28 protein-coding genes and 2 pseudogenes are annotated in these 26,393 nt (G+C 45.9%); 6 read left to right on the forward strand and 24 right to left on the reverse strand.

The features are described 5' to 3' along the window. Positions 1–101: 101 nt before the first annotated feature. A complete protein-coding gene (locus MHH48_RS19335; RefSeq protein WP_076321564.1) occupies positions 102–509 on the forward strand; it encodes a FixH family protein in 408 nt (135 codons plus the stop codon). A 6-nt stretch (positions 510–515) separates the two neighbouring features. Here MHH48_RS19335 and MHH48_RS19340 read toward each other — a convergent pair whose 3' ends face one another. After that, on the reverse strand, positions 516–1,202 hold the full coding sequence (locus tag MHH48_RS19340; protein WP_076321565.1) for a sulfite exporter TauE/SafE family protein: 687 nt from the start codon (positions 1,200–1,202) through the stop codon (positions 516–518). Between the two features lie 385 nt (positions 1,203–1,587). Here MHH48_RS19340 and MHH48_RS19345 point away from each other — a divergent pair, with 385 nt between their 5' ends. Then, positions 1,588–2,127, forward strand: a complete 540-nt coding sequence (locus tag MHH48_RS19345) for a hypothetical protein (protein WP_076321567.1) — start codon at positions 1,588–1,590, stop codon at positions 2,125–2,127. An 87-nt stretch (positions 2,128–2,214) separates the two neighbouring features. Here MHH48_RS19345 and MHH48_RS19350 read toward each other — a convergent pair whose 3' ends face one another. The 13 genes from MHH48_RS19350 to MHH48_RS19410 all read right to left on the reverse strand — a co-directional run bounded on the left by MHH48_RS19350 (position 2,215) and on the right by MHH48_RS19410 (position 12,744). Further along, positions 2,215–2,850: a flavin reductase family protein gene (locus MHH48_RS19350; RefSeq protein WP_076321568.1), complete on the reverse strand. Its 636-nt coding sequence runs from the start codon at positions 2,848–2,850 to the stop codon at positions 2,215–2,217. A 154-nt stretch (positions 2,851–3,004) separates the two neighbouring features. Next, the gene (locus tag MHH48_RS19355) at positions 3,005–3,430 is read right to left on the reverse strand and encodes a disulfide oxidoreductase (RefSeq protein ID WP_076321569.1); all 426 of its coding nucleotides are present in this window, start codon (positions 3,428–3,430) and stop codon (positions 3,005–3,007) included. Positions 3,431–3,940: 510 nt separating this feature from the next. After that, entirely contained in the window at positions 3,941–5,485 is a 1,545-nt protein-coding gene (locus tag MHH48_RS19360) for a right-handed parallel beta-helix repeat-containing protein (protein ID WP_076321570.1), read from the reverse strand. 177 nt (positions 5,486–5,662) lie between these two features. Further along, positions 5,663–5,977 carry a thioredoxin gene (gene trxA, locus MHH48_RS19365; RefSeq protein WP_076322157.1) on the reverse strand — a complete coding sequence of 105 codons (315 nt, stop codon included), beginning with the start codon at positions 5,975–5,977 and terminating at the stop codon, positions 5,663–5,665. 55 nt (positions 5,978–6,032) lie between these two features. Further along, positions 6,033–6,923 (reverse strand): class I SAM-dependent methyltransferase, encoded by an 891-nt coding sequence (locus tag MHH48_RS19370; RefSeq protein WP_076321571.1) that lies wholly within the window; start codon positions 6,921–6,923, stop codon positions 6,033–6,035. A gap of 395 nt (positions 6,924–7,318) precedes the next feature. After that, positions 7,319–8,158: an SUMF1/EgtB/PvdO family nonheme iron enzyme gene (locus MHH48_RS19375; protein ID WP_076321572.1), complete on the reverse strand. Its 840-nt coding sequence runs from the start codon at positions 8,156–8,158 to the stop codon at positions 7,319–7,321. A 293-nt stretch (positions 8,159–8,451) separates the two neighbouring features. Continuing rightward, positions 8,452–9,087: a glycoside hydrolase family 11 protein gene (locus MHH48_RS19380; protein WP_076321573.1), complete on the reverse strand. Its 636-nt coding sequence runs from the start codon at positions 9,085–9,087 to the stop codon at positions 8,452–8,454. Positions 9,088–9,427: 340 nt separating this feature from the next. Beyond that, positions 9,428–9,874, reverse strand: coding sequence for a hypothetical protein (locus MHH48_RS19385; protein ID WP_179090601.1), 447 nt, complete (start codon positions 9,872–9,874; stop codon positions 9,428–9,430). Further along, positions 9,858–10,331 carry a MerR family transcriptional regulator gene (locus tag MHH48_RS19390; RefSeq protein WP_076321574.1) on the reverse strand — a complete coding sequence of 158 codons (474 nt, stop codon included), beginning with the start codon at positions 10,329–10,331 and terminating at the stop codon, positions 9,858–9,860. Before MHH48_RS19390 ends, MHH48_RS19385 begins: the two co-directional genes overlap by 17 nt. A gap of 144 nt (positions 10,332–10,475) precedes the next feature. Continuing rightward, positions 10,476–10,889 (reverse strand): hypothetical protein, encoded by a 414-nt coding sequence (locus tag MHH48_RS19395; protein ID WP_076321575.1) that lies wholly within the window; start codon positions 10,887–10,889, stop codon positions 10,476–10,478. Between the two features lie 183 nt (positions 10,890–11,072). After that, positions 11,073–11,177: a DUF6254 family protein gene (locus tag MHH48_RS19400; protein WP_015735743.1), complete on the reverse strand. Its 105-nt coding sequence runs from the start codon at positions 11,175–11,177 to the stop codon at positions 11,073–11,075. 80 nt (positions 11,178–11,257) lie between these two features. After that, positions 11,258–12,004, reverse strand: a complete 747-nt coding sequence (gene map / locus MHH48_RS19405; RefSeq protein ID WP_076321576.1) for a type I methionyl aminopeptidase — start codon at positions 12,002–12,004, stop codon at positions 11,258–11,260. Positions 12,005–12,030: 26 nt separating this feature from the next. Continuing rightward, positions 12,031–12,744, reverse strand: a complete 714-nt coding sequence (locus MHH48_RS19410; protein ID WP_076321577.1) for a TetR family transcriptional regulator — start codon at positions 12,742–12,744, stop codon at positions 12,031–12,033. Between the two features lie 392 nt (positions 12,745–13,136). Between MHH48_RS19410 and MHH48_RS19415 the strand changes: the two genes are divergently transcribed. Continuing rightward, positions 13,137–14,012 carry a hypothetical protein gene (locus MHH48_RS19415; protein WP_076321578.1) on the forward strand — a complete coding sequence of 292 codons (876 nt, stop codon included), beginning with the start codon at positions 13,137–13,139 and terminating at the stop codon, positions 14,010–14,012. 57 nt (positions 14,013–14,069) lie between these two features. On the opposite strand, the gene MHH48_RS19420 is transcribed toward MHH48_RS19415, so the two are convergent. Next, entirely contained in the window at positions 14,070–14,735 is a 666-nt protein-coding gene (locus MHH48_RS19420) for a transposase (protein ID WP_256720446.1), read from the reverse strand. 272 nt (positions 14,736–15,007) lie between these two features. After that, positions 15,008–16,249, reverse strand: coding sequence for a serine hydroxymethyltransferase (gene glyA, locus MHH48_RS19425; protein ID WP_076321579.1), 1,242 nt, complete (start codon positions 16,247–16,249; stop codon positions 15,008–15,010). 151 nt (positions 16,250–16,400) lie between these two features. Between glyA and MHH48_RS19430 the strand changes: the two genes are divergently transcribed. Then, entirely contained in the window at positions 16,401–17,831 is a 1,431-nt protein-coding gene (locus MHH48_RS19430) for a PLP-dependent aminotransferase family protein (protein ID WP_076321580.1), read from the forward strand. Between the two features lie 61 nt (positions 17,832–17,892). Here the strand turns inward: MHH48_RS19430 and MHH48_RS19435 are convergent, their stop codons facing one another. The 7 genes and pseudogenes from MHH48_RS19435 to MHH48_RS19465 all read right to left on the reverse strand — a co-directional run bounded on the left by MHH48_RS19435 (position 17,893) and on the right by MHH48_RS19465 (position 23,027). After that, on the reverse strand, positions 17,893–19,125 hold the full coding sequence (locus tag MHH48_RS19435; protein ID WP_076321581.1) for a benzoate/H(+) symporter BenE family transporter: 1,233 nt from the start codon (positions 19,123–19,125) through the stop codon (positions 17,893–17,895). Between the two features lie 21 nt (positions 19,126–19,146). Continuing rightward, complete coding sequence (locus MHH48_RS19440) at positions 19,147–19,890, reverse strand: YggS family pyridoxal phosphate-dependent enzyme (protein WP_076321582.1); 744 nt, start codon at positions 19,888–19,890, stop codon at positions 19,147–19,149. Positions 19,891–20,187: 297 nt separating this feature from the next. Next, entirely contained in the window at positions 20,188–20,748 is a 561-nt protein-coding gene (locus MHH48_RS19445; RefSeq protein ID WP_144023423.1) for a hypothetical protein, read from the reverse strand. 110 nt (positions 20,749–20,858) lie between these two features. Next, positions 20,859–21,152, reverse strand: coding sequence for a hypothetical protein (locus tag MHH48_RS19450; RefSeq protein ID WP_256720447.1), 294 nt, complete (start codon positions 21,150–21,152; stop codon positions 20,859–20,861). A gap of 301 nt (positions 21,153–21,453) precedes the next feature. Next, positions 21,454–21,669: a helix-turn-helix transcriptional regulator gene (locus MHH48_RS19455; protein WP_076321584.1), complete on the reverse strand. Its 216-nt coding sequence runs from the start codon at positions 21,667–21,669 to the stop codon at positions 21,454–21,456. Between the two features lie 5 nt (positions 21,670–21,674). Further along, positions 21,675–22,030, reverse strand: a pseudogene (locus tag MHH48_RS19460) (DUF2975 domain-containing protein); the annotation flags it as partial. 82 nt (positions 22,031–22,112) lie between these two features. Then, positions 22,113–23,027, reverse strand: a complete 915-nt coding sequence (locus MHH48_RS19465; RefSeq protein WP_076321585.1) for an arginase family protein — start codon at positions 23,025–23,027, stop codon at positions 22,113–22,115. A gap of 106 nt (positions 23,028–23,133) precedes the next feature. Between MHH48_RS19465 and MHH48_RS19470 the strand changes: the two genes are divergently transcribed. Then, positions 23,134–23,475 (forward strand): helix-turn-helix domain-containing protein, encoded by a 342-nt coding sequence (locus tag MHH48_RS19470; RefSeq protein ID WP_076321586.1) that lies wholly within the window; start codon positions 23,134–23,136, stop codon positions 23,473–23,475. A gap of 136 nt (positions 23,476–23,611) precedes the next feature. On the opposite strand, the pseudogene MHH48_RS19475 reads toward MHH48_RS19470, so the two are convergent. Next, positions 23,612–23,863: pseudogene (locus MHH48_RS19475) on the reverse strand (hydroxylamine reductase); the annotation flags it as partial. A gap of 160 nt (positions 23,864–24,023) precedes the next feature. On the opposite strand from MHH48_RS19475, the gene MHH48_RS19480 reads away from it, so the two are divergent. Beyond that, the gene (locus MHH48_RS19480) at positions 24,024–26,348 is read left to right on the forward strand and encodes a helix-turn-helix domain-containing protein (protein ID WP_083659593.1); all 2,325 of its coding nucleotides are present in this window, start codon (positions 24,024–24,026) and stop codon (positions 26,346–26,348) included. Positions 26,349–26,393 lie beyond the last annotated feature (45 nt).

Here is a 26,393-nt window from a genome sequence, read left to right on the forward strand (position 1 = left end):
CATATTTCAGAACTAAAGCCTCATCTATATGTGCATGTTATGACCTTTTCTTACATACCTATGAGAGAATACTCATGTTTTCAGGCGAAAGAAGGGATATCATGAAGACAAGATGGGGCATTGCTTTGTTGTTGCTCTTTATGATCGCGGCTATAATTCTGTACCGGCAAGTTCATGATCGTCCCAAAGTAGAAGATCTTTATACCGATGGGCAGCTTCGCATGGAAATACAAACCGTTCACTCTGTTGCAGAACCCATGAAGGAGACGTCCTTTCAGGTTTTCATTACCGAGCTGCCTGAGAAGCCCGTTGTTAACGCCGATATCAAACTCAACCTCAAGATGCCAGATATGTTTTGTGGTGTGTTCCCCGCCGTAATTGTCGAATCAAAGCCGGGTGTATACAGTGCAACGGCCGTACCTGTTATGCAAGGACTTTGGCAGGCGGAAGCGGTCCTTCGTTGGGAGAATGAATATGTCACGGTGAAGACGTTGTTCAAAGTTCGCTAGTCCTGCTTACCATAACCATGGGTGAATTCCCGGAATCCATCCGTTGACGCTAAGTCCTTTTAAAATAGACAGCACTCCCATTAAAAAGGCCAGAAATCCGCCGAATTTACGCATTCCTCTACGCCACTTTTTCGTTAAACTGCCGGCAGACAGCCCCGTTAGGAGCAGAATGGGAAAAGTCGAAAGTCCAAATACCAGCATGATCAAGAGGCCTTCCAGACTAGAACCGGATGCCGCTGCATTCATCTGCATCGCATAGGTCAAACCGCATGGAAGAAAACCGAGCAAAAGGCCGGTTAAAAATGTCGCTAACAACTCATACCGCTGACCAAGCCGTTCCAATTTCAGGTGAAAAAAAGAGTGTCTCGGCAGATGAGCGTTATAAATGGGCAATGTGTACCGACGAAATGTCCACAGCAGAATGAGAAGTCCGCCAATGATGCTGGCCGCTCCCTGGAAACCTACAAAGCTGCCAGCCACATCCAGAAAGGAGCCCACGATCCCCATAAAGCCTCCAATCACCGTGTACGTTGTCACTCTGCCAGCGTTGTAGGCTAACACAGAAGCAAGCGGAGAACTGCTGGTTCGAAGGGCCAGAGACGAAACAATCCCTCCGCACATAATCAGACAATGCGGCGCCCCCATCAAGCCAGTCAGTGCTACTAACAGCAATCCGCTCCCCGTCAATGCCATGCTCTTACAACCCGCTGTACCCCTGATTGGGGTCCAGGGGAATGACCGACAACCAGCAAAGAGCTGACTTCCATTCCTTTTGGAATCTCTGCTTTTGGCTTCAAGTCCTGTGTGAGCATTCCTCCATCTATTTTCGGATGCCCACGCATACGTAATTTCGCTCCACGAAGCATTCCATCCCCCTTCCCGGCCGCTCCCTATATACCGTTTTCATAGGATCGTGCATCCATTCATTGTATGAAGGTACGGGAATATTAAGAATAGCTATAAAGCTGCGTGATCATTGGATTGGAGAAATCAAAAATAAGTTTTCTGCTAAAATATTGATGAGTTACAAATTATGGTATATGCTATAAGCACTACAACTGAAGAGGTGCATATCCTAATGAAAAAGACTTTTGTATTACTTTTGATGCTGGCATTGTTCATTCCGTCACAGGCTTTTGCAGCATCCGTTTCTACGTCTGAGATTCATAAACTGTACTTTAAGGACTATAACGCACAGGTGAAAAAAGTGAAGGCTGCCCAAAAAGCATACAAGCACCCTGTGTGCGTGAATGTGACCTCGCTAACCACTCAATTCAAACAACTTTCTACTGAATATAACAGCCTTAAGAGGGCTAAAGCCAGTAAAGAAGCGTTGAGCCAAGCGAAAATGTCACTTGATAAGGCAAAAAAAAGTCTCAGCGAAGCAAAGAAAACTTGTAGCAAGCAGACATCCGACATGAAAAAAAGAAGCAACGTCATGCTAAAGAAATTGAACAAATACAAATCCGACAGCATTCAAGAGATCAAGTCTTATATGCAAGGCAAAAGTAAAATGTCTTCGGAAGAGTTCAGCAAGTACATATCTGGAATGAACACTTACATCAATACCAGCATTGAAGAAATTTTAGTTTTCCTTGGAGCACCAGCGGCAGGTTGAATCCTGTCGCTTTTTTTATTGCAAACTTGTTGAGTTCAAGCCAAACGCTAGTCCCACATCGCATACCCTTATATGCCACACCACTCATTACATTTTCATGCTTTCAACTGAATGAGGTCCGAATACCGGGGCTAATTTAGATGCAGACAATTGCTCACTTAAACCGAAATATTCACAAAAATTCATAATCATCGGGTTCCATTTCGAAGGATCAATATAATTTGATTGGCCATCTATAAGAAGATTTTCCTCGATATGAACCTTTTCAATATGCACTTCGATGGCAACAAGTGAACTTGGTTCTTCAAAAGGATGGAGCTTTACAAACCTGGCTTCCAGATGGACGGGGCATTCTTTCACACGCGGCGCTTGAACAAGCTGGGACGGAAGTTGATTTAACCCTGCGACACCAAATTTATTCGCCTCGAACTTATATCCCCTCTCTGCTTTCGACTCAGGGACTGGGTTGCGACCTGTCAACAGGGTCAGACGATCAACTGCGGGAATCAAGTCAATCGACGGGAGATTAAGCACACACTCACCTTCACGGATCATATTTTGCACAGTCTGAGACTTGCTGCTCATTCCAAGCATACATGATTGATTGAGCCACCAGGCAGAGGACATCGGAGCCAGGTTGGGGGTGCCGTCTTCGTTGATCGTACTTATCAACACGACCGAAGTCCCGAAATAGTGGATTTTGGGGTTGATTACTTTATGCATAACAAATTCCATCTCCTCGTCATGATTTTTAAGTAATGTATCACAAGCTCCTTGTTGGAGGATAGGGTTATGGAATAAGACCGCAAGATATAAAAAGTGGGTGATGATTGAAAACAGCCGACCATTAGGCCGGCTGTTACGTGTCATTTACTTATCACTGGTTTGTTTGTTGCTTCTGCGAGCGCAGGGCCATCAATAGAGCTACAGCGATGAGCACGAACGCGGCAAATGCCAGCATCGGAATCGTCAACCAGCCGAACCAATTCAAGTAGTCATTCAAGCAGGAGACCGGCCCGCATGCAGCAATACCCGACTCTTTGGGGAGCTTTTGAATAATACTATGATATGTAGATATGCCTCCGCCAATGATAACCAGGGGCAGGATATATGGGACGATGTGCGTCTTTTGCCGATATGCTGCGATTCCCAAAACAATGACTAATGGATACATGAAGATCCGTTGATACCAACATAAGACGCATGGCGTAAAATGCCATACTTCACTAAGAAACAAACTTCCGCTAGTTGCTACAGCTGATACAGTCCATGCAAAAAATAACCAAACTCCTGTTTTATTCATTTTTCAAGCTACTTCCCTTCTATTCCATTCTTGTTCCAGCAGCCTTACGACTCGGTATTATTACATGATTTTCTCATTTTCTCTTAATTATCTATATATGAAAATGGCTCATTCGGGCTATATGTGATCATGAGTCAAAAAAAGACTGCCGGTCATATTTACCGACAGCCTTCTTAAGATTTTCATTTTCCATCAATACAATACAATCATCCAGGCATTGGGGTTCCCTGATTCCAAAAAGCCAATAGTCTGTCATGGTTGAAACGTGGCCAGCTGGCGCAGCATGTTCGTAATATTGCCTCGGTGGTAGGTGCCATGGGAAGTTCTTTGATTCTTCCCAGGATTGTTTGGTTGGCCCATGTGTGGTAGTTATACTTTTCTACTGATTGATTCGTCATTCGTTCCATCAAGTCACGGATAGTTATTGTTCCGAATGCTGCCGAGCCAGCTTGCTATTAGGCTCCCTTAACATTTCAGCTCTGTTTTGCCCATTTTCAAAAAAACATTGCTCTACTCATCTGCGCCGATGTTCACATTGTCTCCTTGCACTCTTGGCTCACCGTCAATGTCCTGTGTTCCGATGATCGCGTGATCCGTCGAACCAGCATCAATCGCTGGGGACGAAGACTGAAGATGAAAATCGCCTTCGGGAGCATTTACGAATTTAGGATCCATGAACAAAGAATGCGCATCGTTGCCGGTTCCCGCTTTGTATGCGGAGAAGCCAGTATAGTCTTTGCTCTTCCATGTCCAGAATGCATCTGCACTACCGCCTGGAGAATAATATAGATTGTAATCCACGACGTTTCCTGAATTTTTGGCATATTCATTGTAGATCAGCACACCTGTGGAACTGGCCACAAAGATATTGTTCTTGATCACGTTATTTCTCGTATCATACTGGACATAGAGCTGGCCGCTACCATCACCTAAAATATCGTTATTGTAGACGGTGTTGTTTACGACTTTACAATTCACCGTTGAGCCCCGCTCCTCGTCGTATCCACCCATGGCGATCCCCGTCAACCGGTTATTGTGCACCATGTTGCTTCGAATCGTAATATTGCTGGTGGATTTGCCCGCATGCTCGGAGGCAATTTCAATGCCGATATCATTGTTGTAGCTGTAGTTCTGCTCAATGATGCTGTCTTTGCCGCCATCAACATAAATACCGCCAGCTGAGTTACTGTTATTCGAGATTTTTTTCCCATAAGAAGGATTGTTGTTGGAAGAAATGTTGTATATCCGATTACCTTTCATCAAGCCATTTCGGGCCTGATCGTATGCTTCTTCCGGCGCTGTCCCCTCGAAACCGATAATATCAATCCCGATGTTGTCGTTATCGTGAATGAGATTGTCCGTTACCGCGAACTTATCTACATTACCATTCAGTACCAGTGTCTCACTGGAACCAAGGACAAGATTGTACAGCTCATTACCATGAATCGTAATGTCATGAAGCGATTCCGGAGCTTTGGTGCCATATACGGCGATACCATGAGCATCTCTTCCAAGCAAATCGCTGCCGGTTGGTGTGACCGTGCTCTTGATATCGTGGATCTTGTTGTTGGTCAGATTAATAAAGCCGCCTGAGCCTTGAACATAGATTCCAACAGGCACTGCATTTCTGGAAGTCGTCGTATAATTGCGAATCTCCAAGTCCTGAATAGTAATGTAATTCACATCTTTTATCTCGATTAGCCCTTCGATCCCGTTGACTGAAAGTCCAGCACCATCAATGATGGCTTTCTCCGAACCGTAGTTCGTGAAAGTAATGGGACCTTGTGCAGCTGTCCCGGAGCGTGTTATCTTGAGCTTCTGATTGTATACGCCGTCCCGAACGTAAATCATGCTACCCGGATCAGCCTCGTCAGCCGCATGCTGCAGCGTCTTCCATGGCGCACGGATCGTCCCTGGATTGGAGTCGCTGCCATCGCTGGCGACATAATATTCTGTACTGGCTGCCGACACGGCGGTAGGTTGCACATTTCCAGAATCTAAACCAATTACAGTCATGCTCAATCCCACGAGCATAGTCTTTACTAATTTCAACATCGTTCCTCATCTCCCATCTGTTCATATTTATATTACATTGAGGTCATCCATGAAGTCACGACGAATATGGAAAAAGCCAAAAAAGCCGCCCACAAAGCACGACTTCTTGTGCATGCATACCGTGATCCCTTTGAGATCTCATTTCTATTTATAAAGAACTCCTTTCATTTTAATCCTTTAATTGGAGGCAGTGCGATGTTTCAAGACATGTTTCGGCAATATGCCTGATTCTTTATAAAGAAGCTTCCCATCTTTGAAAATAAGGGTGGTCGGTATGCTCATAATCTGATATTGGGAAGACGTCGCCGGGTTATCGTCTACATTAACTTTAACTACTTTAATGGAACCTTTTGCTTCCCTTTCAAATTCCTCAAGAACGGGTGCAAACATTCTGCATGGACCACACCAAGAAGCCCAAAAATTCACTACGGTTACTCCTTCGGTTTGGACCATCCCTTTAAAAGTAGAATCTGTTGCGTGTTGAATCGCCATCACTATCATCCTTTCATCTTCTTGGTCTGACTACGTAACACGTGCGTAGTCTCGATCAAATTTTTCTTGTGTACATGCTTTGATCCTGCATTCGAACCAGTACTTTGCCATAACGACCACTCTGTCGGATGGTTACTTTGCCGGACGGATACGCTTGCTCCAAATAGTCTGCAACCAATTTCCGATTCTGATCATCTGCAGCAAGACCGTGACTGCGAAGCCAGTTCATCATTTCTTGTAACGCCGCTTCTCTTGTAACTTCCGTCGTTTTCGTTTCCCGTGTGATAAGGGACTCATAGGAATAGCCTTTGAGATACAGCAGATGAAGCAAATATCCGAACTCCAAGTGCTTCGATTGGAAGGGCTGACCGGTGATGAGCGGCCAGATTTCATTCACCAAACTGAGCTCCATAGAGCCTGCCGGCATACTGATATAACAATAATCCCGGGCGCATTGTAAAATCTTTTCGACGCTATCCCAATCCAGAATGACCGGACACATCGAAACAAAGACAAGATTGAAGGCATTGTCCCAGTCTCTGGCCAGCACGTCAATATCTTCAAAAGGTTCCGGTACAATCTTCACCTGGTCATCGGCGAATTTTGTGATATTTTCCTTCAGCAATTCGATCAATGGCAGAGAGGATTCTACGGCAGTTACGCGGGCCCCTCGCTCAGCAAATGGCACCGAAAATACTCCCGAAGCGGAGCCAATGTCCAGTACAGAGGCGTTATCGAATTGAACCCCTTGTCCTTCAAGCCAATTCATGATCCGTGTGGTCCGTTTTCTTCCCTCTTCATTAAATGATTGCTCATTGAAAGTCTTCGCCTTATGATCAAAGGCTCTGGTCGGTTCGATTCCGGTCTTTTTCATCTTGTTCACAACGCGTTCGCCGTGTTCTTTCCATGCCTTCTCCCAAATGGCTTCATTAAAAAAATCGTTCATAACATCCATCTCTCTTCCGCTATAGTTTCTGAGGGCAGTGAAAAGCCCGCCGAGCCGCCTCCAATAAACTCCACATCGAATGTTGGTTGATCATTGGTTTTTTTACATTGATGGATCTACATTATCCATAATTGGAGCGCAAAATAAGTATCCCTTCTTGCTTACGCTATTGTTCCATTGCTTATAAGCCTGATCCGGTACGGACTGTATTATGGATGTTCGATATCCATAATACACGATTCAACTTCAGTTTGCAATAGGCGTCCATTATCAAAATTCTTTATTCGCTAGATACCAACGGCTAACGAACAAAAAACCGCCCTCTTCAGAGGACGGCGAGTGGTTTATATCACTTTTTGGGCGAATGAATCAACCTTAATTATGCCTTGTTCCGGCTATTCTCCGCGAAGGACACGAAAACCCTGATCGGGGCCAAAGCCATTGGGATCGAACTTACCTCGGAAAGATATCTCGTTGTTGCTGACGTCGCCGATCCAACCTCCATCCTTTACTTCTCGGAAGGAACCGCTTGGACTATCCAAGTCGCCATGCCAGTCCCAGCACCATTCCCTTACGTTTCCAGACATATCGTAAACCCCTAACTCGTTGGGTTTCTGGGTACCGATCGATTTTGTCGTATTATGATTGCTCTCTATGATAGGCCAGTTCCAATCCCCAGATAGGTATTTGTCTCCGGCGTTTTTCCAATACCATGCGACCTCGTCGGCATTATTGCTTCCGCTGTAGATGTAACCCTTGCTATTCTGACCTCCGCCTGCAGCATATTCCCACTCGGCTTCTGTAGGCAATCGGTAACCGTTAGCTCCCTCATTGATCGTGACAATCCATTTGATATGATCGTTATCATTCCTATTATTCGGATCTTTCTTACCCTTGTCTATGTTGTAATATGGTTTTAAGCCCTCTAGAATACTTCTTTGATTACAATACTCCACAACGTCATACCAACTCACCATTTCCACCGGCAAATGGTCGCCTTTGAATGCAGAGGGATTACTGCCCATGACTTCCACCCACTCTTTTTGAGTGACCTCATATTTGCCAATGTAAAAGTTCGATACGGTTGCGTTTTTTTCAGCGTAGTTAGACTGGTTGTTCTTAGAGGTCCCACCTTCCACAAATACAAAACCATCTATCTTTTCAGACTTCACTTGTGAACAAGCGCCGATCACAACCATTGTTGCTATTAAAAAGAACATTAATAGCTTTCTCATTGATATATCTCCTTTATGCTGATGCTGATAGGAACACTGATAGGCCATAACGGTATGTAACTCGCCTCCCCCCCGTTACGTTAAAGGCCGTTCGTATGGCGAGAAACGGCCCGCAACGTATCCGGACTTAGGGGTAAACGAAGGAAACAGCCACCGGTCTGTCTCCAATGTGGGGGATTGAAGTTTCCTTATGGTCGATTCGTTGTTGATACCATATCAGACAGCACAAACCCCGCTTATCCTCAGAGACGGCCCTACCACTCCCGTTCGCTTGAGTTTTTGATGGCGATGGGTTACCACACTGTTACGTTTGAGCTCCCGCTACTTTGATAACCCTCTGTTGCTAATACCTGATATGACCAGCTGCTTCCCAGATTCATTCCCTTGCTTGCCCATGCGTTCACGTGGTTGCTGAAAGTGATGGACGAGTTGACCCCGGTCGCTCTTTTCGATTGTCGAACACTCCAGTACTGGGCAAACGTTTGTGTGCCGTCAATGGAAGGTGCGTTGTATCTCATGGTCGTATAGATGTCATATGTGCCCCCATCACTGGTTACCGTGCCTTTATGAGTCCCGGTAGGTCGATACGTACCCCAGCTGTCAACGACGTAATATTCGATGAGTGCGTTTCTAGTCCATCCATAGAGAGTCAAATATCCATTGCCGGACGGCGCCCACACGCCGGCATTGTAGTTAATCGTCCGGTTTGGCGATCCCGTATTCCAGCCTTTACCGACAACAAAATTCCCGGTGTTTTGCCAGGTCACGCTGTAATTACCGCCGGAGCCGTTAACGGCATTAACCGTTCCGCCGCCATCGGTCCAATTTTGCCAATAGTCGGTCGCAGCACTTGAGGTCGTTGCAAACAAACCAAAACTCATGGTAGCTGCAAGAATGACCGTCATCAACTTCTTACTGAATTTAAACATAATCTACCTCCTCATATTTTGATTTATCTTTTTCCTTTTACCTCCTTTCTAAGTAAATTATAGAATGACAGCGATTACATAACACTTAGCAAATCAAATATGATATCTAGATTATTTTACAATTTTAGGCACTTGCGACCTTATGGAACAGGTCGGAAAGATTAAGACAAAAAAAGAAGACTACCGGTAATTTACGCCGACAGTCTTATCATCCAATTAGTATATTCTTTTTCCTTTTCGCTGGACAACCCGATGAATAGCTAGCCTTTCTTTGATTTCTCACCGTTTTTTCCATCCACGGCTCATTGATGCCAGCCATGCTTCTTCTGGTTTGATTTCTTCACTCCACCCGACCAGAATGTGGCGTCTGATCTCCGAACTCCTTTGGCTTCCTTCTTATGCCGATTATGATGAAGGTGACATAGATTATGATCGCAATCGAATCGATGAAGGTATCCGCAAGTGCCGATACGTCTTGTAATGCCGTTATGCCAAGAATAACCAGCAACCGGACGATTAGAAGCGACACGATGGTCCATGCGGCAAACCGAATCTTCATATAGTCGCTTTGGAATGACATGAACATGAACACGATGCCGAAGACCAGATTTTCCGCCGTGATGATGTGCCAGACATACATGAATACGGATCGAGTGTCCATCGCTATCGCACTTACATGGAGCATCGGCAGCACTGCGGATTGCCCATTCCATGCGTGTGTAAAGGCAAACAGTATCGCCAGAATGCCAGCAATCAAAAAATAGAAATTCCTAACGTTGATGCCCATGACATCCCTCCTCGGATATTCCCGGTTCCTGCTTGCGAATAGACCGGTAAAGTTCGCGAACGATTTCTGCCAGCCGTTGGTCGCTTTCATGATTAAAGTCCCTTAGCGTTTCGGCTGCTACGTCGAGCAATTGACTGACCTTTTCCAGATGGGCAATTTTCTTACGCGTTTCTGCATTCTTCGCATCGAGGAACGAAGCAACCTCACGGCAATAAGCTGGATCTACATTCTCCATTCTGTGGAACCCAAACGTTCCCTTGATCTCGTTAAGAGTGAAGTCCGCATACTGCATGATTTGAATATTCATCAAATCGATGAGGTCGTTCTTCGAATACCTGCGGTACCGATTGTCTTCACGGGACGGCGATACGATCCCAATCCGGTCATAGTACCGAAGCGTATCCCTTGGAATCCCAAGTAACTGCGAAACCTCTTGTATAGAATAAAGTTTTTCCATGTATTCAAAGTAACATTGGAGTAAGCTCCAATGTCAAGTCAATTTGTATATTCATTTTCAGCGCAATCAAGCAATCTCCAGATTCGTTGTGAGTCTGTTAAAGACAGATAAAAAAAGACCGTCCAATTATGGACGGTCCAAGCATTAGTATGATCTTGCAGCCAATGAAATCCAGTAGGGTCCTCCACCATCATTTACAACCACTTTGATTTTGTAGGTTCCTTCGATTTTGGGTTTAGTCTCCAGTTTAACTTGATAATCAGTCCGAGATGTTGAATTACCTGAAGCAAAAAGATTGCCATTTGGATCATAAACAAGGAGCTCCATACCAGCGCGTTCATCATCCCCCAGCCAGACACGTAAGTTCACTCCATCTGATTTTGCATAATCAAAAGTAACCTCATCTTCACCTGATATAACGAAATTCCATTGATCATGAGCAAGCGGGGTGATAATGCTGGATGATTGAGTTTGTAATGGCGTGTATGCAAATGCACTTGCTGGAATAGATAATAAAACTGCAGTAGCGGTAAGAATACTAGCAATTCTCTTTTTCATAGGCGCACGCTCCTCTTCATACAAATATTATTTTTAATTCCAACATCTACTATAATTGTAATATAAATATTTTTCAAGTTTTTTCCATAGACTACCGAGATGTCTGATGAATGAATACAAGAAAGAAGACTGCCGGTATTTTACGCCGACAGTCTTTCTCTCACATGGAGTATACTCTTCATTCTATTCGCTCGACAATTCCTTAAGCGATTTGATTTTACCATGGGGATGCTGTTCTTGCTTTCGTGACTTCCAGGCAGCTTCTTTCCTTCTCTTCTGGTGAGCCATAACAGATATCCTCCTTTGGAAAATGAAATGTATACCACTTTCTTATATTGTCATTCCCCGGCTTTGTTCATTCAAAAAATTCACTGGGCCGTTAAAATCAGCGGTCCGTCAGCCGTGATTGCAATCGTATGCTCATATTGCGCCGACAGCTTGCCGTCGGCCGTTCTCGCCGTCCACTGATCGTCGTCGATCGTGATACGGAACGTACCTTCGTTGATCATCGGTTCAATCGTAAACACCATGCCTTCCTTTAACCGAATACCTTTGCCGGCTACGCCGATATGCTCGTAATTCGGTTCCTCGTGCAGGCTCCGCCCGATCCCGTGCGCCAGTAGATCGCGTACGACCGAGAACCCGTTCGCTTCCGCATGCTGTTGAATCGCCGACGTGATGTCGCCAAGCCGGCCCCCGGGGATTGCCCGGGCAATCCCCAGATCCAAGCATTCCTTGGCTACCTTCATTATTTTTTGCGCCTCCGGCCGGATATTGCCCACCGCATAGCACCAGCACGAATCGCCGAACCATCCGCCATATTCCACGACGATGTCGAGCTTCAGCAAGTCGCCGTCCATAAGCACCCGGTTCGAAGGAATGCCGTGGGCCACCACATCGTTGACCGAAATGCAGGTTTCGGCGGGGAAACCGTTATACCCTTTCGTAAACTGCTTGCCGCCTAGCTTGGTGATGTGTCTGGCAACAAAATCATTGATTTCCCGAGTGGTGATCCCAGGCTCGATCAGTTTGGCCACCTCGCGGTAACAATCCGCAACGATTTGGCTCGCCGGCTTCATCTCTTCGATTTCCCTGGGTGATTTTAAAATGATCATCTATGTTTATTCGCTCCTTATCAGCTCTATAGTTTTAAAAACCGTACGATATCCATGGCCTCCTCGTGGAGCTTTCCGCGGCGAAGCGATAGCGAAGCGCAGCCAACCAAAGCGGCCAGCAGCATTTCTGCGCGCTGTAACCGATTTGGCGGCTCCGCCGCGTTTCCGCCAGAAGCGGCAGCTCCTTCCGCCACACGGCCGGTTTCCAGCAGCGTGGCAAACGGAGCGAGCACCTCCCGGTGAAAGGCGGCTGAGAGAGGGGCCGATCGCGCTTCAGGTAGCGAGGCAAAGCCCTCACCGGCTAGCTTATGCAGCAGGTACAGGGCGTGGTCCTCAGCCCAAAGCTCCAGCAGCCTGACGCCGGAGGCAGCGACGGGGCCAAGCTCTGCGGCATCGGCCGTTTCGCGGCTTTCGCTTCGGGAATCCGTGGCAGCGGAGTTCCCGGTATCCGCCGCCGCAGCCCGCGCGACCTCCTGCGTAACCTTCAGCGGCGCCTCTGGTGGAACCTCCAGCCATCCCCCGGCCCGCTCCAACGCGTCCCATAGCAGATCGTGGAGCAAATCGCCCTTATTGCTGTAATAATGGTATACCGTGCCATAGCCGAGCTCCGCCTGCGTGGCAACATCACGGATTTCCAGTAAAGGCCCTTTATTCAAAAACACATCGGCAGCGGCTTTACGGATTTGCGTCAGACGCCGCAGCCGGATCTCTTCGTTTTGTTCCTTCGTGCGTGGAGTCATCTCGTCCGTTCACCTCTTTTGTTTTTGACCTACTCTTATGTCAATATAAAACATCAGCCTACGAATTACAAGTGATTAGCTGGGACTATTCGGCTCAACCTAAAAATCGGTGACTTGACCAACACCAACGGGTTAGCTTTGAGCCGGAAATCCCGTTTATCCCCAGGCTGGCTTTAAGCACGTTATTTCAAGCTCTTACTACCAGTGCTCCAGTTTGACTGTTCTGCCATCAGCATAACGAGCTTTGCCTCTGCTGATTAACATCACTTCCTCTATGTCCCGCCTGGTCCTTTAAGCGCATGTCTACATTACTAGTTGCTATTATAATAGAATGAGACATCCCAAAGTTATCAGAAGAGCGAGCTTATCCCCCTCGATTGAAAGGACTTATTATGAATAACAAGCTGATGCGCGTTTTGAAAAAGCTGTACCACCACTCGAATAACGACTATGATCGGGAACGCGAGGTTTCCATCTATAAGACCGCTACACTTACTCCGGCCGAGCAGGAGCTGCTCCACGCCAGCGGATGGGTCCCAAATGAACTGCAATACATCCGTCATGACGAGATCATCGACAAGCTGATCAAGCTGCAGACGAACCCCTTCCTTTCCTGGAGCAGCGTAGGCAGCGCCTTTATCGCCGGGGTTGGCGGGAGCTACCCGCGAGGCATATCTTCGCTGGCCAGTTACCATTCCATGATACATGCGCGGGCGCATGCGTATGAGGAAGCCGAGCGCGTTCTTGCCTGTAGGGTGTGCGCATTCAGTCATAGCGACGAAGGCTGGGACAACTTGTCCTACATCCGTTATGCAATGCATCTGGGCAATAATTACAGCGGATCGAGCTTCGGCGCGTATGTAGACATGACCGAGTTCGTCAAACTGCTGGAGCAAGGTCCTATTCAACCAACGGAAAAAGACAAGCAGGCTTTCAGCGATCTGCTGCATAGCCTGGACCGCGCGGAAGCGGCCGAAATGCCGGGGAAATATGAAAAGCGGCTCACCGCCGAGAAAATCATCAAAGGACACGCCGGCATACGCCGCGGCATGCTCAAGGCGCTCGCCATGGTCGGTGTGATCCCCAATCGCATCCTGGAGCTTGCCCCGGATCGCTGGACGAACATGGAGTCGATCATCAACGCCGAGTTCAGTCTGGACAATACCAAGGGTCGTTCCGACATGGAGATGCCTTGGGCTGGCTGGCAAGGCAGTCTGGGCGTGGATTGGAGCAAAGCTCGCGCAATTTTCGGCGAATGGGTTGAGTAACTTGGGGTTATGATTGGCCACCCATTTAATAAGGAGCTGTCTCATAAGTAGGTTTGCTCACTTGACGGACGGTTCGTCCGACGCGGACGACTCGCCGAGCTCGGCGAGGTCTTGTCCCACTCGTTCATGTTCTTCTTGTTTCTCGGCCTCTTCGATAGTTGAAAACAACGTCTGGACTTTCTCCTGCAGCTTCGCCTTGTGCTTAACGACCGCTTTGCCCCAGACGAACGTGTAACGGTTGGCATTGGCTTCGATCTTGGTGCCGTCGACAAAATAGTGTTCCAGATTGACGTACTTTTCCTGGGCAAGAAACTGAAGCACGCTCGTGAAGACGATCTCCAACACATCTTTCATACGCTCGGAACGAAAGCGATTGATGGTGCGGAAGTCTGGACGCTGTCTCCCAGCAAGCCACATGAACATGACATGCTCACGGACGGCTTTGGCGATCTGACGACAGGAGTAGATTCGCTGCGTATAGGCGTAAATGATGACTTGGGTGAGCATCTTGGGATGGTAGCTGTCTCGTCCGCCGCCGGGATAGGCAGCTGAAAAGATGCGGTCGTCCAAGCGGTTGACCGATTCATTGACGATGCGAACAAGATGATAAGGAGGAATGTCATCCTCCAAGTCCATTGGCAGATAAAGTTGGTCCATGGTATATTGAATGTACAAAGAAATCGTTCCTTTCGTAGATGGTGGGTCGCACTTCCATTTTACCAAGAAACGGTTTCTTTTCGTATGTCTAGAGTATGTTTTCGCACAACGTAGCGGAGAGGACGAAACGATTCCGGACAAGCGAGAGCGGTCGCCTTTGCCCCCGAATTTCATCCTTGCCTAGTACCATTTCAAGAAATTTTGGGGGCAACAGCGATGGGAGGAACGATTCGTACACGGAGCGTCTCCTCACAGAAAAAGGAGGCATCACGCCAGATCTAAGATCTTTTGGGACACCCCATGAGTATTTAACTACTAGCAGACTTAAAGCAAAACTATTAAAGCCCGCCATATAAAGGAAACTGAGAGATAATCTCACGTACACTTCCCAATATCTGATCTTTAACCGTCGAACTGTTCGGATTTTTAAAGGCAAGTCCAATCAGTTGGGCAACTTCTTTCATTTCCTTGGGGCCCAATCCTCTTGATGTCATAGCAGGTGTTCCGAAGCGAATGCCACTCGTTACTAACGGGCTTGCCGTATCATGAGGAATTGCGTTTTTATTAGCGGTAATCCCCACTTCATCAAGGATGGTTTCAGCTTCTTTTCCCGTAAGTCCAATCGTGCGCAAATCAACCAAAACGATATGATTATCTGTTCCTCCCGATACAACGGTTAACCCTTCATTCATTAGTGTTTCCGCTAGTACATTAGCATTTTCAATAGTTTTTTCCATATACGTTTTAAAATCCGATTGCAATGCCTCGCCTAGTGCAACCGCTTTGGCCGCGATGACATGCATAAGCGGGCCGCCTTGTGACCCAGGAAATATCGCTTTATCAATGGCTTGCGCCCATGGCTTACGGCACATGATGACTCCGCCTCTTGGTCCTCGCAACGTTTTATGCGTTGTTGTCGTTACAAAATGCGCATGCGGTACCGGGTTGGGGTGCAAGCCCGCAGCGACAATTCCCGCAATATGTGCCATATCCACAAAGAAAAGGGCCCCGACTTCGGCAGCAATTTGGGCAAACAACTCAAATTCAATCGTTCGAGGATAAGCACTTGCGCCAGCAACGATCATGCGCGGATGATGCTTATGAGCAAGTTTTCGCACTTGATCAAAGTCAATGCGTCCGGTTTGTTCATCGACACCGTAAGGGACAAAATTGTAAAGTCTACCGGAAAAGTTCACCGGACTCCCGTGCGTTAAATGTCCACCATGGGATAAATTCATGCCCAAAATGGTGTCACCAGACTTGACTGATGCAAAATAAACTCCCATATTCGCCTGCGCACCGGAGTGAGGCTGCACATTGGCATGTTCCGCACCAAAAAGCTCTTTGACACGGGAAGTGGCAAGCTCCTCTACGATATCAACATATTCACATCCGCCATAATATCTTTTTCCCGGATACCCTTCCGCATATTTGTTGGTCAGTACCGTACCTGTGGCTTCCATGACAGCCTGGCTTACAAAATTCTCCGATGCAATCAGTTCTATTGTATCCCGCTGCCGTATAAGTTCTTGCCGAATAGCATGTGCCACTGCTTTGTCTTGTTGTTCCAAATATTTCATGAACCCTCTTCCTCTCTGTATGCTCGTTTGTCTACTTATATTGTGTTGTATAAGCAACGATTGTCATGATAGTATATCAATCAATGGAGTGTTATTTAATATCCATAAATCAGTAAATTAAGCAATCCATAATAACATCAGAGGTGTATGTATGCTAAAAGTTAACCGAGATGATGAACGTCCCATCTGGCAGCAGCTTCTGGATCAAGCAATCCATAATATTACGACCGGAAAATGGCCGCCAGGCGAATTACTGCTCCCCTCCCGCGAACTCGCTCCATTGATTGGCGTTTCCCGTTCAACCATACAGATTGTTTACGAGGAATTATTCAGCCGCGGGTACACCGTAACCTCTCGTCGCGGCGGGACAAGAGTTAGCGAATGGTCATATGCCTCTCGTCCATCAGAGGATACGGCTACCCAAGGGCCCCTCCTCCCCGAATTGCCCTTATTAAACGCTTCAGTCGGTCATTTGCACAGTTGGTTCGGAGACAAAGAACATCGGAAAGTAGACATCGATTTCAGTCCCCATGAGCCCTATCTGGACGAACATTTTCAAAAAAATTGGAGACAATCTTTTTTACATGCGTCCACAGAAACAAACTTGGACAATTGGGCTTACGGCAACGCTTATGGCTTCCTGCCGCTGCGAGAACAGATTCAACGTTATTTATCCCTTGAACGGGGCGTTCATGTGAATCTCGATCAAATCATATTAACTTCAGGCGCACAACATAGCATTGATCTAATCGCCCAAGCCCTTTTACATGAAGGAGATACGGTTTCGGTTGAAGATCCCGGCTTCCCTGCTGCCTGGATGGCGCTGAAGTATCGGCGTATGCAAGTTGTATCCGTTCCGGTCGATGAGTACGGGCTGTATGTCGACCGCATTCACCCTGGGTCCAAACTTGTGTTTGTTACGCCATCCCACCAGTGTGCGGTTGGAGTTATTATGTCGGAACCTCGCAGGCAACAATTGTTACATATGGCTGCTGAACAGCGGTTTTGGATTGTTGAGGACGATTACGACAGCGAATTTCGATATCGCGGCGACCCACTTCCAACCTTGTTCAGTCAGCGTCCTCAAAACACCTTGTACATGATGAGTTTTTCCAAAATGGTTGCTCCTGGAATTCGCATCTCGGCAATCATTGGTCCCAATGAGGCTATTCGCCGGCTTGCCCAAGTTCAAGAACTAACCTATCGTCATCTTCCAATTATGGAGCAATTAACGCTTGCTCATTTTATTAAACATGGTCATTTCATGCGCCATATGAGACGAGTTCGAAATGTATATCGGCGCAGACACGAAGCCATGACGAAAGCTATCATCGCGACGGGTCTGAATGAACACTTTACACTAAGCGGCGTAGAAACAGGGCTGCATATGCTTCTTGAGGCAGAACCATCGTTTGACGAAGAAGCCGTGACGAAGTTAGCGCTCGAAAAAGGTATCCGTGTTTATCCGCTTAGCACGTATGGTTTGGAGAGCAATCGAAAAGGATGGGTACTGGGTTTTGCTAAAGTAGATGAAGCTGCCATTGAAGAAGGCATTTATCGTCTTGCGGGGTTGCTTTTATAATACCAACAACCTCGCACCCGTCTTTTGACCCGCTCTATCCCTGTTTTCATGTTCACATCTTCTATTGTTTTGGTTCCGCTTGCTGTACTCCGCTTGATCTGTATTGCTTTTTATGAAATTTCCCATGAATCAATAGATGTGCTGCCAAACCCGCAACAAGTCCCCAAAATGCGCCACCGACGCCAAGTAGAGTGACATTCGCGGCTGTCGCTAAGAACGTAATCAATGCAGTCTCCCGTCCCTTGGGATCCGTTAGAGCATTGGCAAGACTACCACCAATGGTGCCAAGCAATGCCAATCCCGCTAATGTCGCAATAAAGGTAGACGGCAGAATTAAAAACAGAGCAGCCAACGTCACGCCAAAAATGCCGACAACAATATAGAAAATGCCACAGGCAATGCCTGCGATATAGCGTTTTGTGGAATCCTCATGCGCATCTTTCCCAGTGCAAATCGCTGCTGTAATGGCTGCTACATTAAAAGCATGCGAGCCAAAAGGTGCTGCAAGAAGTGAGCCCAGACCCGTTACGGTCAAAATCGGATTTGCGCTCGTCTTAAACCCGTCATTCCGCAAAACGAGCATTCCGGGCATGTATTGTCCTGTCAAAGTAATAATAAATAGCGGCAATGCAACACCTATTGTAGCATGTAGTGAAAACTCCGGAACGACAAATACCGGTGATGCAATCGCCAAGTGGATCGTGCTGAAATCCGCTATTCCCATAACAATCAAATAAATCAGTCCAATGGCCAGTATGCCAACAATCGCATAGCGGGATGTAAACCGTCTTAACACGATATAAGCGGCAAACAGGACAACGACAAGCAATGGATCAACTTTCGCTCCCCCAAAAGCTGAAATGCCAAACTGCAGTAAAATTCCTGCTAGTAGCCCAGAAGCAATACCTGGAGGAATAAGCCGGACAAATCGTTCGAACATGCCCGATAATCCTAAAACAATAAATCCTACGGCAGAGATTATGTAAGCTCCAATGGCTTCCGGATAAGGGGTTACCGCTAAGGCCGAAACGAGAAAAGCCACGCCTGGTGTTGACCAAGCCGTAATAATCGGTTCCCGGTAACGATAACTTAGCCAGATCCCGGTTATGCCCACTCCAATGGAGATGGACCAAATCCAGGAAGCGGTCATTTCGGGACTTAAACCCGCAACTTTTGCTGCCTGAAATACGAGAATAAAGGTGCCCCCATAGTTGACAATGACAGATATTAAAGCGGCTATGGTCGGCGATATCAAATCGCGGCCGCGCAGCGTAGGCGATGTTGTTGTGTTCATAAGTGTTCTCCTGCCTTTCTCCTACTCATCCTGGTGCGCGTTTTCGTTCCAGTAATAGCTGTCCGGCAAGTAACGTTGGCCGAATACGCTTGTCCCCACGCGGATGATGGTAGCTCCTTCCTCAATGGCCACCTTAAAATCACCGGACATGCCCATCGAGAGGATATCCATTTGCACACGAGGGAAATTTTTCTCTCTGATTTGTGTTTGAATACATTTTAGTAACCGGAAGCAATGCCGGGTCTCGTCGTTGGTTGCATTCAGTTTTCCTATCGTCATTAAGCCTTTTACGTTTAACGTTTCGAACCGGGACAATTGTTCCACCAACTCCACTGCCGTTTCCGGAGGAGCACCAAATTTACTTTCTTCATAGGACGTGTTGATTTGCACCAAAATATCCATGGTTTTGTTCTCTTTAACGAGCTGATGGTGAAGGGCCTGCCCCAGTTTCAAACGGTCCACAGAATGAATGAGCGTAACATATTTGACAACGTCCTTCACTTTATTCGTTTGCAAATGTCCGATAAAATGCCACTCTACCTGATTGAACTGCTGCATAAGCGGAAATTTGCCCCGTAGTTCTTGTGCTTTGTTTTCCCCGAATAGAGTCTCCCCCGCTTGTATAGCCATTTGCAATTTTTCAAGCGGTACGGTTTTGGTTGCCAACAACAATTTCACGTCCTCTATCTGACGACCCGAGGCTTGGCATGCCAATTCCATCTGCTGCTTCACGGTTTTGAGATTCTCTTTAACGAAATGCTCCATGTCTTCTCCCCTCTTTCTGCTGCACGTAAGTCCATCATGACAACCTGCACGCTGATCAAAATTAAGTCCTGTTGTCATCCGCTTCTTAGAGCCATTCGACTTTCCTCCTTCTCTATGTTTACGCTAGTATATCAACAGATGGATTGTGGATATATATCCAAAACTGATGTAATCGAGCAATCCATAAAAGCGCACATTCCATTCCAACACCTTAGAAAGAAAAAAACGAACTCATTCCCTGATAGGAATGGTTCGTTTATGTCTACTATTTTATGAATAGATAGGCTTAACAAGGGCTTATATCTGTTCCTTTTCCTTCATCCATTCTTTATATTCTGGTAAAGTATATTCGTCAGTTTTTACGACGGTCCAATGGTTGTTCTTATGTTCTAAGAACAGCTTAATTAAATATTCCCCTCCGGACTCATCAAAATCATCTCTCAAATAAATCATACTTGCATGAATAAGAACTTCCACGTTACTATCGTTTATCGATTTCACTTTAATTCGTTCATAATCTTCAATATTATAATTGGCATCCAACAAGTTAACATTTTGATTTAAGGATTCAACCTCATATTTCTCAATATTAACACCTTGCTTGTGGTCAATATTTTCTTTTAGATCTGGGTAATGATCCCACAAAATATGAATATCCTTGTTAACCACGGCTTGTGTTCTATAATACATGTATTCTCTGACTGGCGTTATATATTTCACCCAATCCGATGGTTCTGGCTCCACAAAACCTTCTATATCTGATTCAGTAGTGAGGTTTTCTGTTGAGGTCGTATTTTGCTGACACCCGATTAAAGATACGAATAGTACAATCAATATACTTCTTAAAAGAATCATCATATTCTCTCCCTTCATTATATGACGATCTTAATTTCCATAAGTTGTAACATAAAATTACCCTTTCGCTCTCCTGACCATTAGTTGAATAACTTTACACGTTAATGCACTCGTTAACTATAGTGTGGAAACTGATCGCACATAAAAAGAGACAATGCTTCCTTCAAGTTTTTATTCTGGCTCATATATTCGAATAAGATGGTCGATGTGAGCACCGTTTCAGAATCTTCGATATGAATATTCCAGCACGTTGGCTCCTCATGGTTATTACTTTCCCTTACGATGCCATATGCTACACCTAACTTATCGATCATCTTATGAAGAATCTGATCCACTTCGCTGATCCATTGATCATTATCAATCCCATTATTTTCCAGAGAATTACCCTCATTGCCGTCGTCCATCATACCTTACCCTCCTCATGTACACGCGATAGATGTTTCACGAGCCTTCGTTTGTTGAACTTTCGCTTCCCGTTACTAAGACAAAAATAACCCTTCGATAATTACTCCCGAATCAAGTATCCAACCCCTCTTCAATTGTTCTTGACGACCATTTTACCACAAATTAGAAAGAGTGATCCTAGCCTGCTTCGCAAACTAAACTGCCCGTTAGTTTAGTGATTCGCCGCAGTTCCCCATCAGACATTCATCTTATCAACTATGAATCACCAAAATGGCGATTTTTTGGGTCCTTGCTTTATAATCCTTACGTGTTCTCGTCACTTTTGTATTCTAAAATATCTCCAGGTTGGCATTCCAGCGCTTTGCAAATGGCTCCTAAAGTTGAAAGCCTAATGGCTTTGGCCTTTCCATTTTTCAATATAGAGAGGTTAGCCATTGTTATTCCAACCCTCTCCGAAAGTTCGGTTACGCTCATTTTTCGTTTAGCCAGCATGACATCAATATTGATTATAATCGCCATCGTTATCACCTCAGACCGTCAATTGCCTCTTGTAGAAGCTTTTGAAGAACAGCAGCAAAAACGGCAATCACCATGGACGCAAAAATCAGAGCCATTCCGATGAGTATGATACCTGGGGCATCGTCTTTCTCCGCAATCAGATAGAAGAGTGGCATACCTACCACAAACAAGCTGCTGATTATGGTTGCACAATCTTTAGAACGCGCACGGATAATTCTGAGAAAGCTTTGTTCTTGTCAATATAGCCTATAAGCTTATAAGCCTGATACAAAGCAAAATAAAAAGGTATCGCGGCTGCATACAAATCGATGAGAACGAGATATTTCAAATAAGTATGATCTGGATAGCACTTGCTACCATAAAAAAACACACCCTAAAACTAGGGTGCGGAATGTATTTCTAAGTATATGCAGTTCGTTGTTCTATTAAATACTTTTATAACTTTAGTTATTTAAAATGGGTATATCTCCAAGGAGTTTCTTCAAGTTAATGGAGTCCCACGGCAAATGCTCTGTTATACCTAATCCAACGACATCTGTTGCTTCAGATAATTCTTTAATCAAACTCACTAGTTGAGGCATTTGCATGGTTCCTTTAGGAGATAAATTAAAGGGTTCTTCAGGATTAGCGAATAATAAAGAACGAAATGCCTGTGGATCAAGTACGTCTAAATCAAGGTGAATAGCCAGGTGCTTAATGCCGCTTTCTTTGATCCATTCTTTTATAGATTCAGTGCTGCTCGCTAATTCTTTCGTTCCGGCAGTTCTAATACCAAGCCTTTGAATCATTTCCGTGTCTGGTTCTGTAGGTGCAACACCTAGTCTTTGAAACGCTTCTGAAATCACTGCAACTTCTTCTTCTGTAGGAGTCGCTAATCCTGCAATAAAGACATTTTCAGGTTTTAGCGAGATTTTCACATGTTTTGCAAACTCCTCATCTCCTTCTCCCAAAAGATTCCCGAGAGGTAATGCGTGCCCGTTATCATAGCCGACATAATTGACCAAATCAGAGTGAGCGTCGATCCATATTAAACCTAATTCCCCATCGTACCGCTCGTTTAAATAGGCAAAAGGAGCTTGTTCAACTAAGCAATCACCGCCAAACATGACGATGCGATCTGGCTTATGAGCTTCAATAAGATGATGAGCAGCCTCTAGCTGTTTAAGCAGCTGTTTTCTTCCATTCATTCCATCCTCGTTTTCTAGCGGAGTTCCATCATATGCTTGAACCGGTACATGGATAAGGGGCTGATCACTGTCCGGAGCTAGCCAAGCAAGCAGCTCGGCTCCAAAAGAGTAGTTCGGGTTGTTTCCCCCTTGCCACTGTGGCATTAACAGGCGTATTGTTTTTTTAGTCATTTATTTCTCTCCTTTACATCAAAGTAAGGTTAGTATAGACTGAGCACAAATAATAAAATAGTACGCACAATTATGATAGGTACTACCCGAAAGGATAGTGTTAAGTATGAGTATGGCGGAATTTAAAGGTAAAGTTAAAAATGTTCAAGATACACCTTTTGGATATACCATTTCAATTATTGGTGGTAAATGGAAAATGGTTATTATGTACCTTTTGGCAGAAAACCAAACCGTTCGCTTTAATGATCTGAAAAGACAAATAGGAGCAATCACTTACAAAACATTGAGCTCACAGCTCAAAGAATTGGAAGCGGACGGCCTGGTGTCACGCAAAGAGTATCCTCAAGTACCGCCAAAAGTCGAGTACAGTCTTACAGATAAAGCGGAAACGCTATTACCCATCTTGGAACAGTTATGTGAGTGGGGAGCAAAAAACCAACACCATTAAGCCCAGCAAAAATAAAAAAATGGCGATCTCAGGGAGGTCATCCCTGTACCGCCATTTCCAAAAGAGTCAATTAAGCGGCCTTAGTCCTGAATTTCTTTAGGGTAAGGCCGTTTAATTTAATTTGCCATTTGAATAATTATGACAATGCCAGCATGGCATTCATGTCTTCCTCCGCCGTTGTCAGCTTCAGGCCGAACATATCGACCAGGATGTCCAGGCTGAATAAGCCCAGCATAATGGCAACCGCCTTTTGCTCAAACCAGGACAGCACGATGCTGACGGGCAGCTCATTGACCGTACACCCGAATGCATCGGCCAACGCCTGTGCAATTTTGACGGTGCATTGCCCCAGATCGATATAACGAGGAATGCCTGTATCGCCAACGGTGAGGTTACGTTTAAGTAAAGAGTAATTATTATGAATTTAATTTTTAATATTTCTCTGAATTATATCATTATAATGATATAATGTTTCAAGTAACTTATCGTTTTTGATAAAATCGGATTTCCGCAGACATGAAAGAATGCAATGGAGGATTTTCACCCAAATGACCATTCACAAGCTCAGATCATTCATCGTATCCACTTTCCGGATAAACTGGAATCACTTTAAGTCGAAGCTGCTCTTAAGATACGTTCTGTCTTATATTCTGATCTTCCTGATTCCCCTGACGGGGGTAACCATTTTCGTTTATGATAGCGCTGTCAGCGGGCTTCGTACCGAGATTGAACAATCCAACATTAATCAATTGAATCAGGTGAAAATGACCATCGACTCCCGTATCGCGGAGCTTCGGGAGCTTTCCGGTCGAATCGCTTACGACAGACGCTTAACCCCTTATATGGTCCGTGATTCTTATTACAGGGTGGAAGCCATACAAGCTTTGGCTAATTATAAGGCGAACAGCAGCATCATTGAAGACATTTTCTTATACTATCATAACGACCCGGTTATCTATTCTTACCGCGGCCTAACGAATGTTAACGTTGCGTTCGATTCCTTTTATCGTTATGAGAACTGGAGTCTGGAAGATATAATCGTTGCTCTGCACGAAACGAATCAGATGTTAATACGGCCTGCCGAGAATGTTACAATCAACAGCTCTAGGCAGGAGGCGATGCTGACTATAATCGTACCTATTAAGCCCAATGCTCCCTATCCCTACGGAAGTGTCATATATATGGTGAAAGAGTCCAACCTTACCGGGGTCATGGATTCCATTCTTAGCGATTTCACCGGGAGCAGCTACATCTTCAATCAAAATGATGAAGTGCTTACAGCCAACCATCAAGGCGTATCCCTGTCTCAAGAACATTTCGGGACATTGGCTGCGCTTGATGCCGGCATACACAATGTCTCCCTGAAGAATGACAAGTACTCCGTCGTATCCGTCAAATCCGGGGAGAACGGCTGGAACTACATGACCATCATGCCAAGCTACCAGTTCTTCAGCCGGGTCGCTCATGTACAGACGCTCATTCTCATGGTGTTTGGCATCGCAGTCGTAACCGGAGTGCTCGCCGCTTTTGTGCTGGCTAGACGCCAATATCACCCGATTAAGGACTTGATGGAATTCGCCAAGCTCAGAGTCAACGATGCCCCAGAGCCAAGAACGCGCAATGAATGGGATTGGATTCGTCAGACCCTTCACGATTACAGTGCCCGTATCGATATGCAAGAGCCCTTCGTGCGCAACCAATGCATGCTGCTTCTACTGAAGCACGGCAAGCCGGATGATCCCGAAATCGAGCGAATGATCGCCGGAGTCGGACTGGAATCTCCCCAAGAACAAGTCATTTATTTCTGTGTGATTCTGTCCTGGGAAGAAAACGATGCGACCGAGGATGTCCAGAATGATCGTCAGCAGGTGCATGAAATTCTCAGCCATGTTGAACCATCAGGGCTTCATGCGAATATTTACGGCGTTGAATTCTCAGCCGATAATCAATTTGCGCTTATCGTATCACTTCCTGACCCTGGTCAAGATTCGCTGAAGCTCCGGATGGAGCAGATCATTCGCGCGGTCCAGGAATTGATCTCCGAGAACACGCGGCTCGATCCGAGCATGGGCGTAGGTACGCCTTACCGGAGTTTGGGGCAGCTGAACCAATCCTTCATCGAAGCCGCAACCGCACTGGAGCACCGAATGGTTGGCAGCAGCCGCATCACCTATTTCGACCAATTGGCAGAGCAGAGTCATCCTGTCGCCAAAGGCGTGTGGCTTCCGAGAAAATCGCTGCTCAAGCTGGAGCAAAGCCTGAAGCAAGGCAACGAGTCGGTGGCTGTGCAGATGATCGCCGAGATGATGGAGACCATCCGGAGCGAACCGCTGCAGATTCATCTGCTGCGGTGCATTTGCTTCGATCTGCTGAACGCACTGCTTCGTTCCGCCTCCGAGGTCGGAATGAACGAAGTGTTCAGCAATATCTCGGACTATACGTCGTTTGAGACGCTTGAGGAATTCGAGGACAAGCTGTTGTCGCTGACGACGGAGGTTTGCGAGAAGGTTGAGCGCAACCATGAGCAAGCAGCGCCTAAACTGATCGATGATATCGTACATTATGTGAATCAGCAGTTTGCCGACTATACGCTCAGCCTGGAGCATGTTGCCCTTAAATTTTCCGTCTCTACCTCTTACTTAAGCCGCAGCTTCAAAGAGAAGACCGGGATCAGTTTCTCGCAGTATATCTGGAAGAGGCGCACGGAAGAAGTCATTCGGCTGCTTGTGACGACAAGCGCTCCCCTGAAGGAAATCATCGAACAGGTGGGCTACCTGGATGCACCCAATTTCATCCGCAAATTCAAGAAAGAAACCGGGCTTACGCCCGGTCAGTACCGCAAACAACATCGCTCGAACAGGCTGGATATATAACAAAAGGGCCCTTTAGGAGATCTTGTCTCGAAAGGGCCCTGATGC

The sequence above is a fragment of the Paenibacillus sp. FSL F4-0100 genome, from assembly GCF_037993005.1.
GTDB lineage: Bacteria > Bacillota > Bacilli > Paenibacillales > Paenibacillaceae > Paenibacillus_AQ.

Excerpts from the sequence above, each read along its gene's own strand:
- MHH48_RS19465 (WP_076321585.1), bottom strand. The coding sequence starts at position 23,027 with ATGACTAAAAAAACAATACGCCTGTTAATGCCACAGTGGCAAGGGGGA.
- MHH48_RS19335 (WP_076321564.1), top strand. The coding sequence starts at position 102 with ATGAAGACAAGATGGGGCATTGCTTTGTTGTTGCTCTTTATGATCGCG.
- MHH48_RS19470 (WP_076321586.1), top strand. The coding sequence starts at position 23,134 with ATGAGTATGGCGGAATTTAAAGGTAAAGTTAAAAATGTTCAAGATACA.
- MHH48_RS19455 (WP_076321584.1), bottom strand. The coding sequence starts at position 21,669 with ATGGCGATTATAATCAATATTGATGTCATGCTGGCTAAACGAAAAATG.
- MHH48_RS19375 (WP_076321572.1), bottom strand. The coding sequence starts at position 8,158 with ATGAGAAAGCTATTAATGTTCTTTTTAATAGCAACAATGGTTGTGATC.
- MHH48_RS19440 (WP_076321582.1), bottom strand. The coding sequence starts at position 19,890 with ATGGAGCATTTCGTTAAAGAGAATCTCAAAACCGTGAAGCAGCAGATG.
- MHH48_RS19430 (WP_076321580.1), top strand. The coding sequence starts at position 16,401 with ATGCTAAAAGTTAACCGAGATGATGAACGTCCCATCTGGCAGCAGCTT.
- MHH48_RS19400 (WP_015735743.1), bottom strand. The coding sequence starts at position 11,177 with ATGGCTCACCAGAAGAGAAGGAAAGAAGCTGCCTGGAAGTCACGAAAG.
- map (WP_076321576.1), bottom strand. The coding sequence starts at position 12,004 with ATGATCATTTTAAAATCACCCAGGGAAATCGAAGAGATGAAGCCGGCG.
- MHH48_RS19350 (WP_076321568.1), bottom strand. The coding sequence starts at position 2,850 with ATGCATAAAGTAATCAACCCCAAAATCCACTATTTCGGGACTTCGGTC.
- MHH48_RS19480 (WP_083659593.1), top strand. The coding sequence starts at position 24,024 with ATGACCATTCACAAGCTCAGATCATTCATCGTATCCACTTTCCGGATA.
- MHH48_RS19410 (WP_076321577.1), bottom strand. The coding sequence starts at position 12,744 with ATGACTCCACGCACGAAGGAACAAAACGAAGAGATCCGGCTGCGGCGT.
- MHH48_RS19445 (WP_144023423.1), bottom strand. The coding sequence starts at position 20,748 with ATGATGATTCTTTTAAGAAGTATATTGATTGTACTATTCGTATCTTTA.
- MHH48_RS19415 (WP_076321578.1), top strand. The coding sequence starts at position 13,137 with ATGAATAACAAGCTGATGCGCGTTTTGAAAAAGCTGTACCACCACTCG.
- MHH48_RS19355 (WP_076321569.1), bottom strand. The coding sequence starts at position 3,430 with ATGAATAAAACAGGAGTTTGGTTATTTTTTGCATGGACTGTATCAGCT.
- MHH48_RS19390 (WP_076321574.1), bottom strand. The coding sequence starts at position 10,331 with ATGGAAAAACTTTATTCTATACAAGAGGTTTCGCAGTTACTTGGGATT.
- MHH48_RS19435 (WP_076321581.1), bottom strand. The coding sequence starts at position 19,125 with ATGAACACAACAACATCGCCTACGCTGCGCGGCCGCGATTTGATATCG.
- MHH48_RS19395 (WP_076321575.1), bottom strand. The coding sequence starts at position 10,889 with ATGAAAAAGAGAATTGCTAGTATTCTTACCGCTACTGCAGTTTTATTA.
- MHH48_RS19450 (WP_256720447.1), bottom strand. The coding sequence starts at position 21,152 with ATGATGGACGACGGCAATGAGGGTAATTCTCTGGAAAATAATGGGATT.
- MHH48_RS19385 (WP_179090601.1), bottom strand. The coding sequence starts at position 9,874 with ATGGGCATCAACGTTAGGAATTTCTATTTTTTGATTGCTGGCATTCTG.
- MHH48_RS19370 (WP_076321571.1), bottom strand. The coding sequence starts at position 6,923 with ATGAACGATTTTTTTAATGAAGCCATTTGGGAGAAGGCATGGAAAGAA.
- MHH48_RS19380 (WP_076321573.1), bottom strand. The coding sequence starts at position 9,087 with ATGTTTAAATTCAGTAAGAAGTTGATGACGGTCATTCTTGCAGCTACC.
- trxA (WP_076322157.1), bottom strand. The coding sequence starts at position 5,977 with ATGGCGATTCAACACGCAACAGATTCTACTTTTAAAGGGATGGTCCAA.
- MHH48_RS19360 (WP_076321570.1), bottom strand. The coding sequence starts at position 5,485 with ATGTTGAAATTAGTAAAGACTATGCTCGTGGGATTGAGCATGACTGTA.
- MHH48_RS19345 (WP_076321567.1), top strand. The coding sequence starts at position 1,588 with ATGAAAAAGACTTTTGTATTACTTTTGATGCTGGCATTGTTCATTCCG.
- glyA (WP_076321579.1), bottom strand. The coding sequence starts at position 16,249 with ATGAAATATTTGGAACAACAAGACAAAGCAGTGGCACATGCTATTCGG.
- MHH48_RS19340 (WP_076321565.1), bottom strand. The coding sequence starts at position 1,202 with ATGGCATTGACGGGGAGCGGATTGCTGTTAGTAGCACTGACTGGCTTG.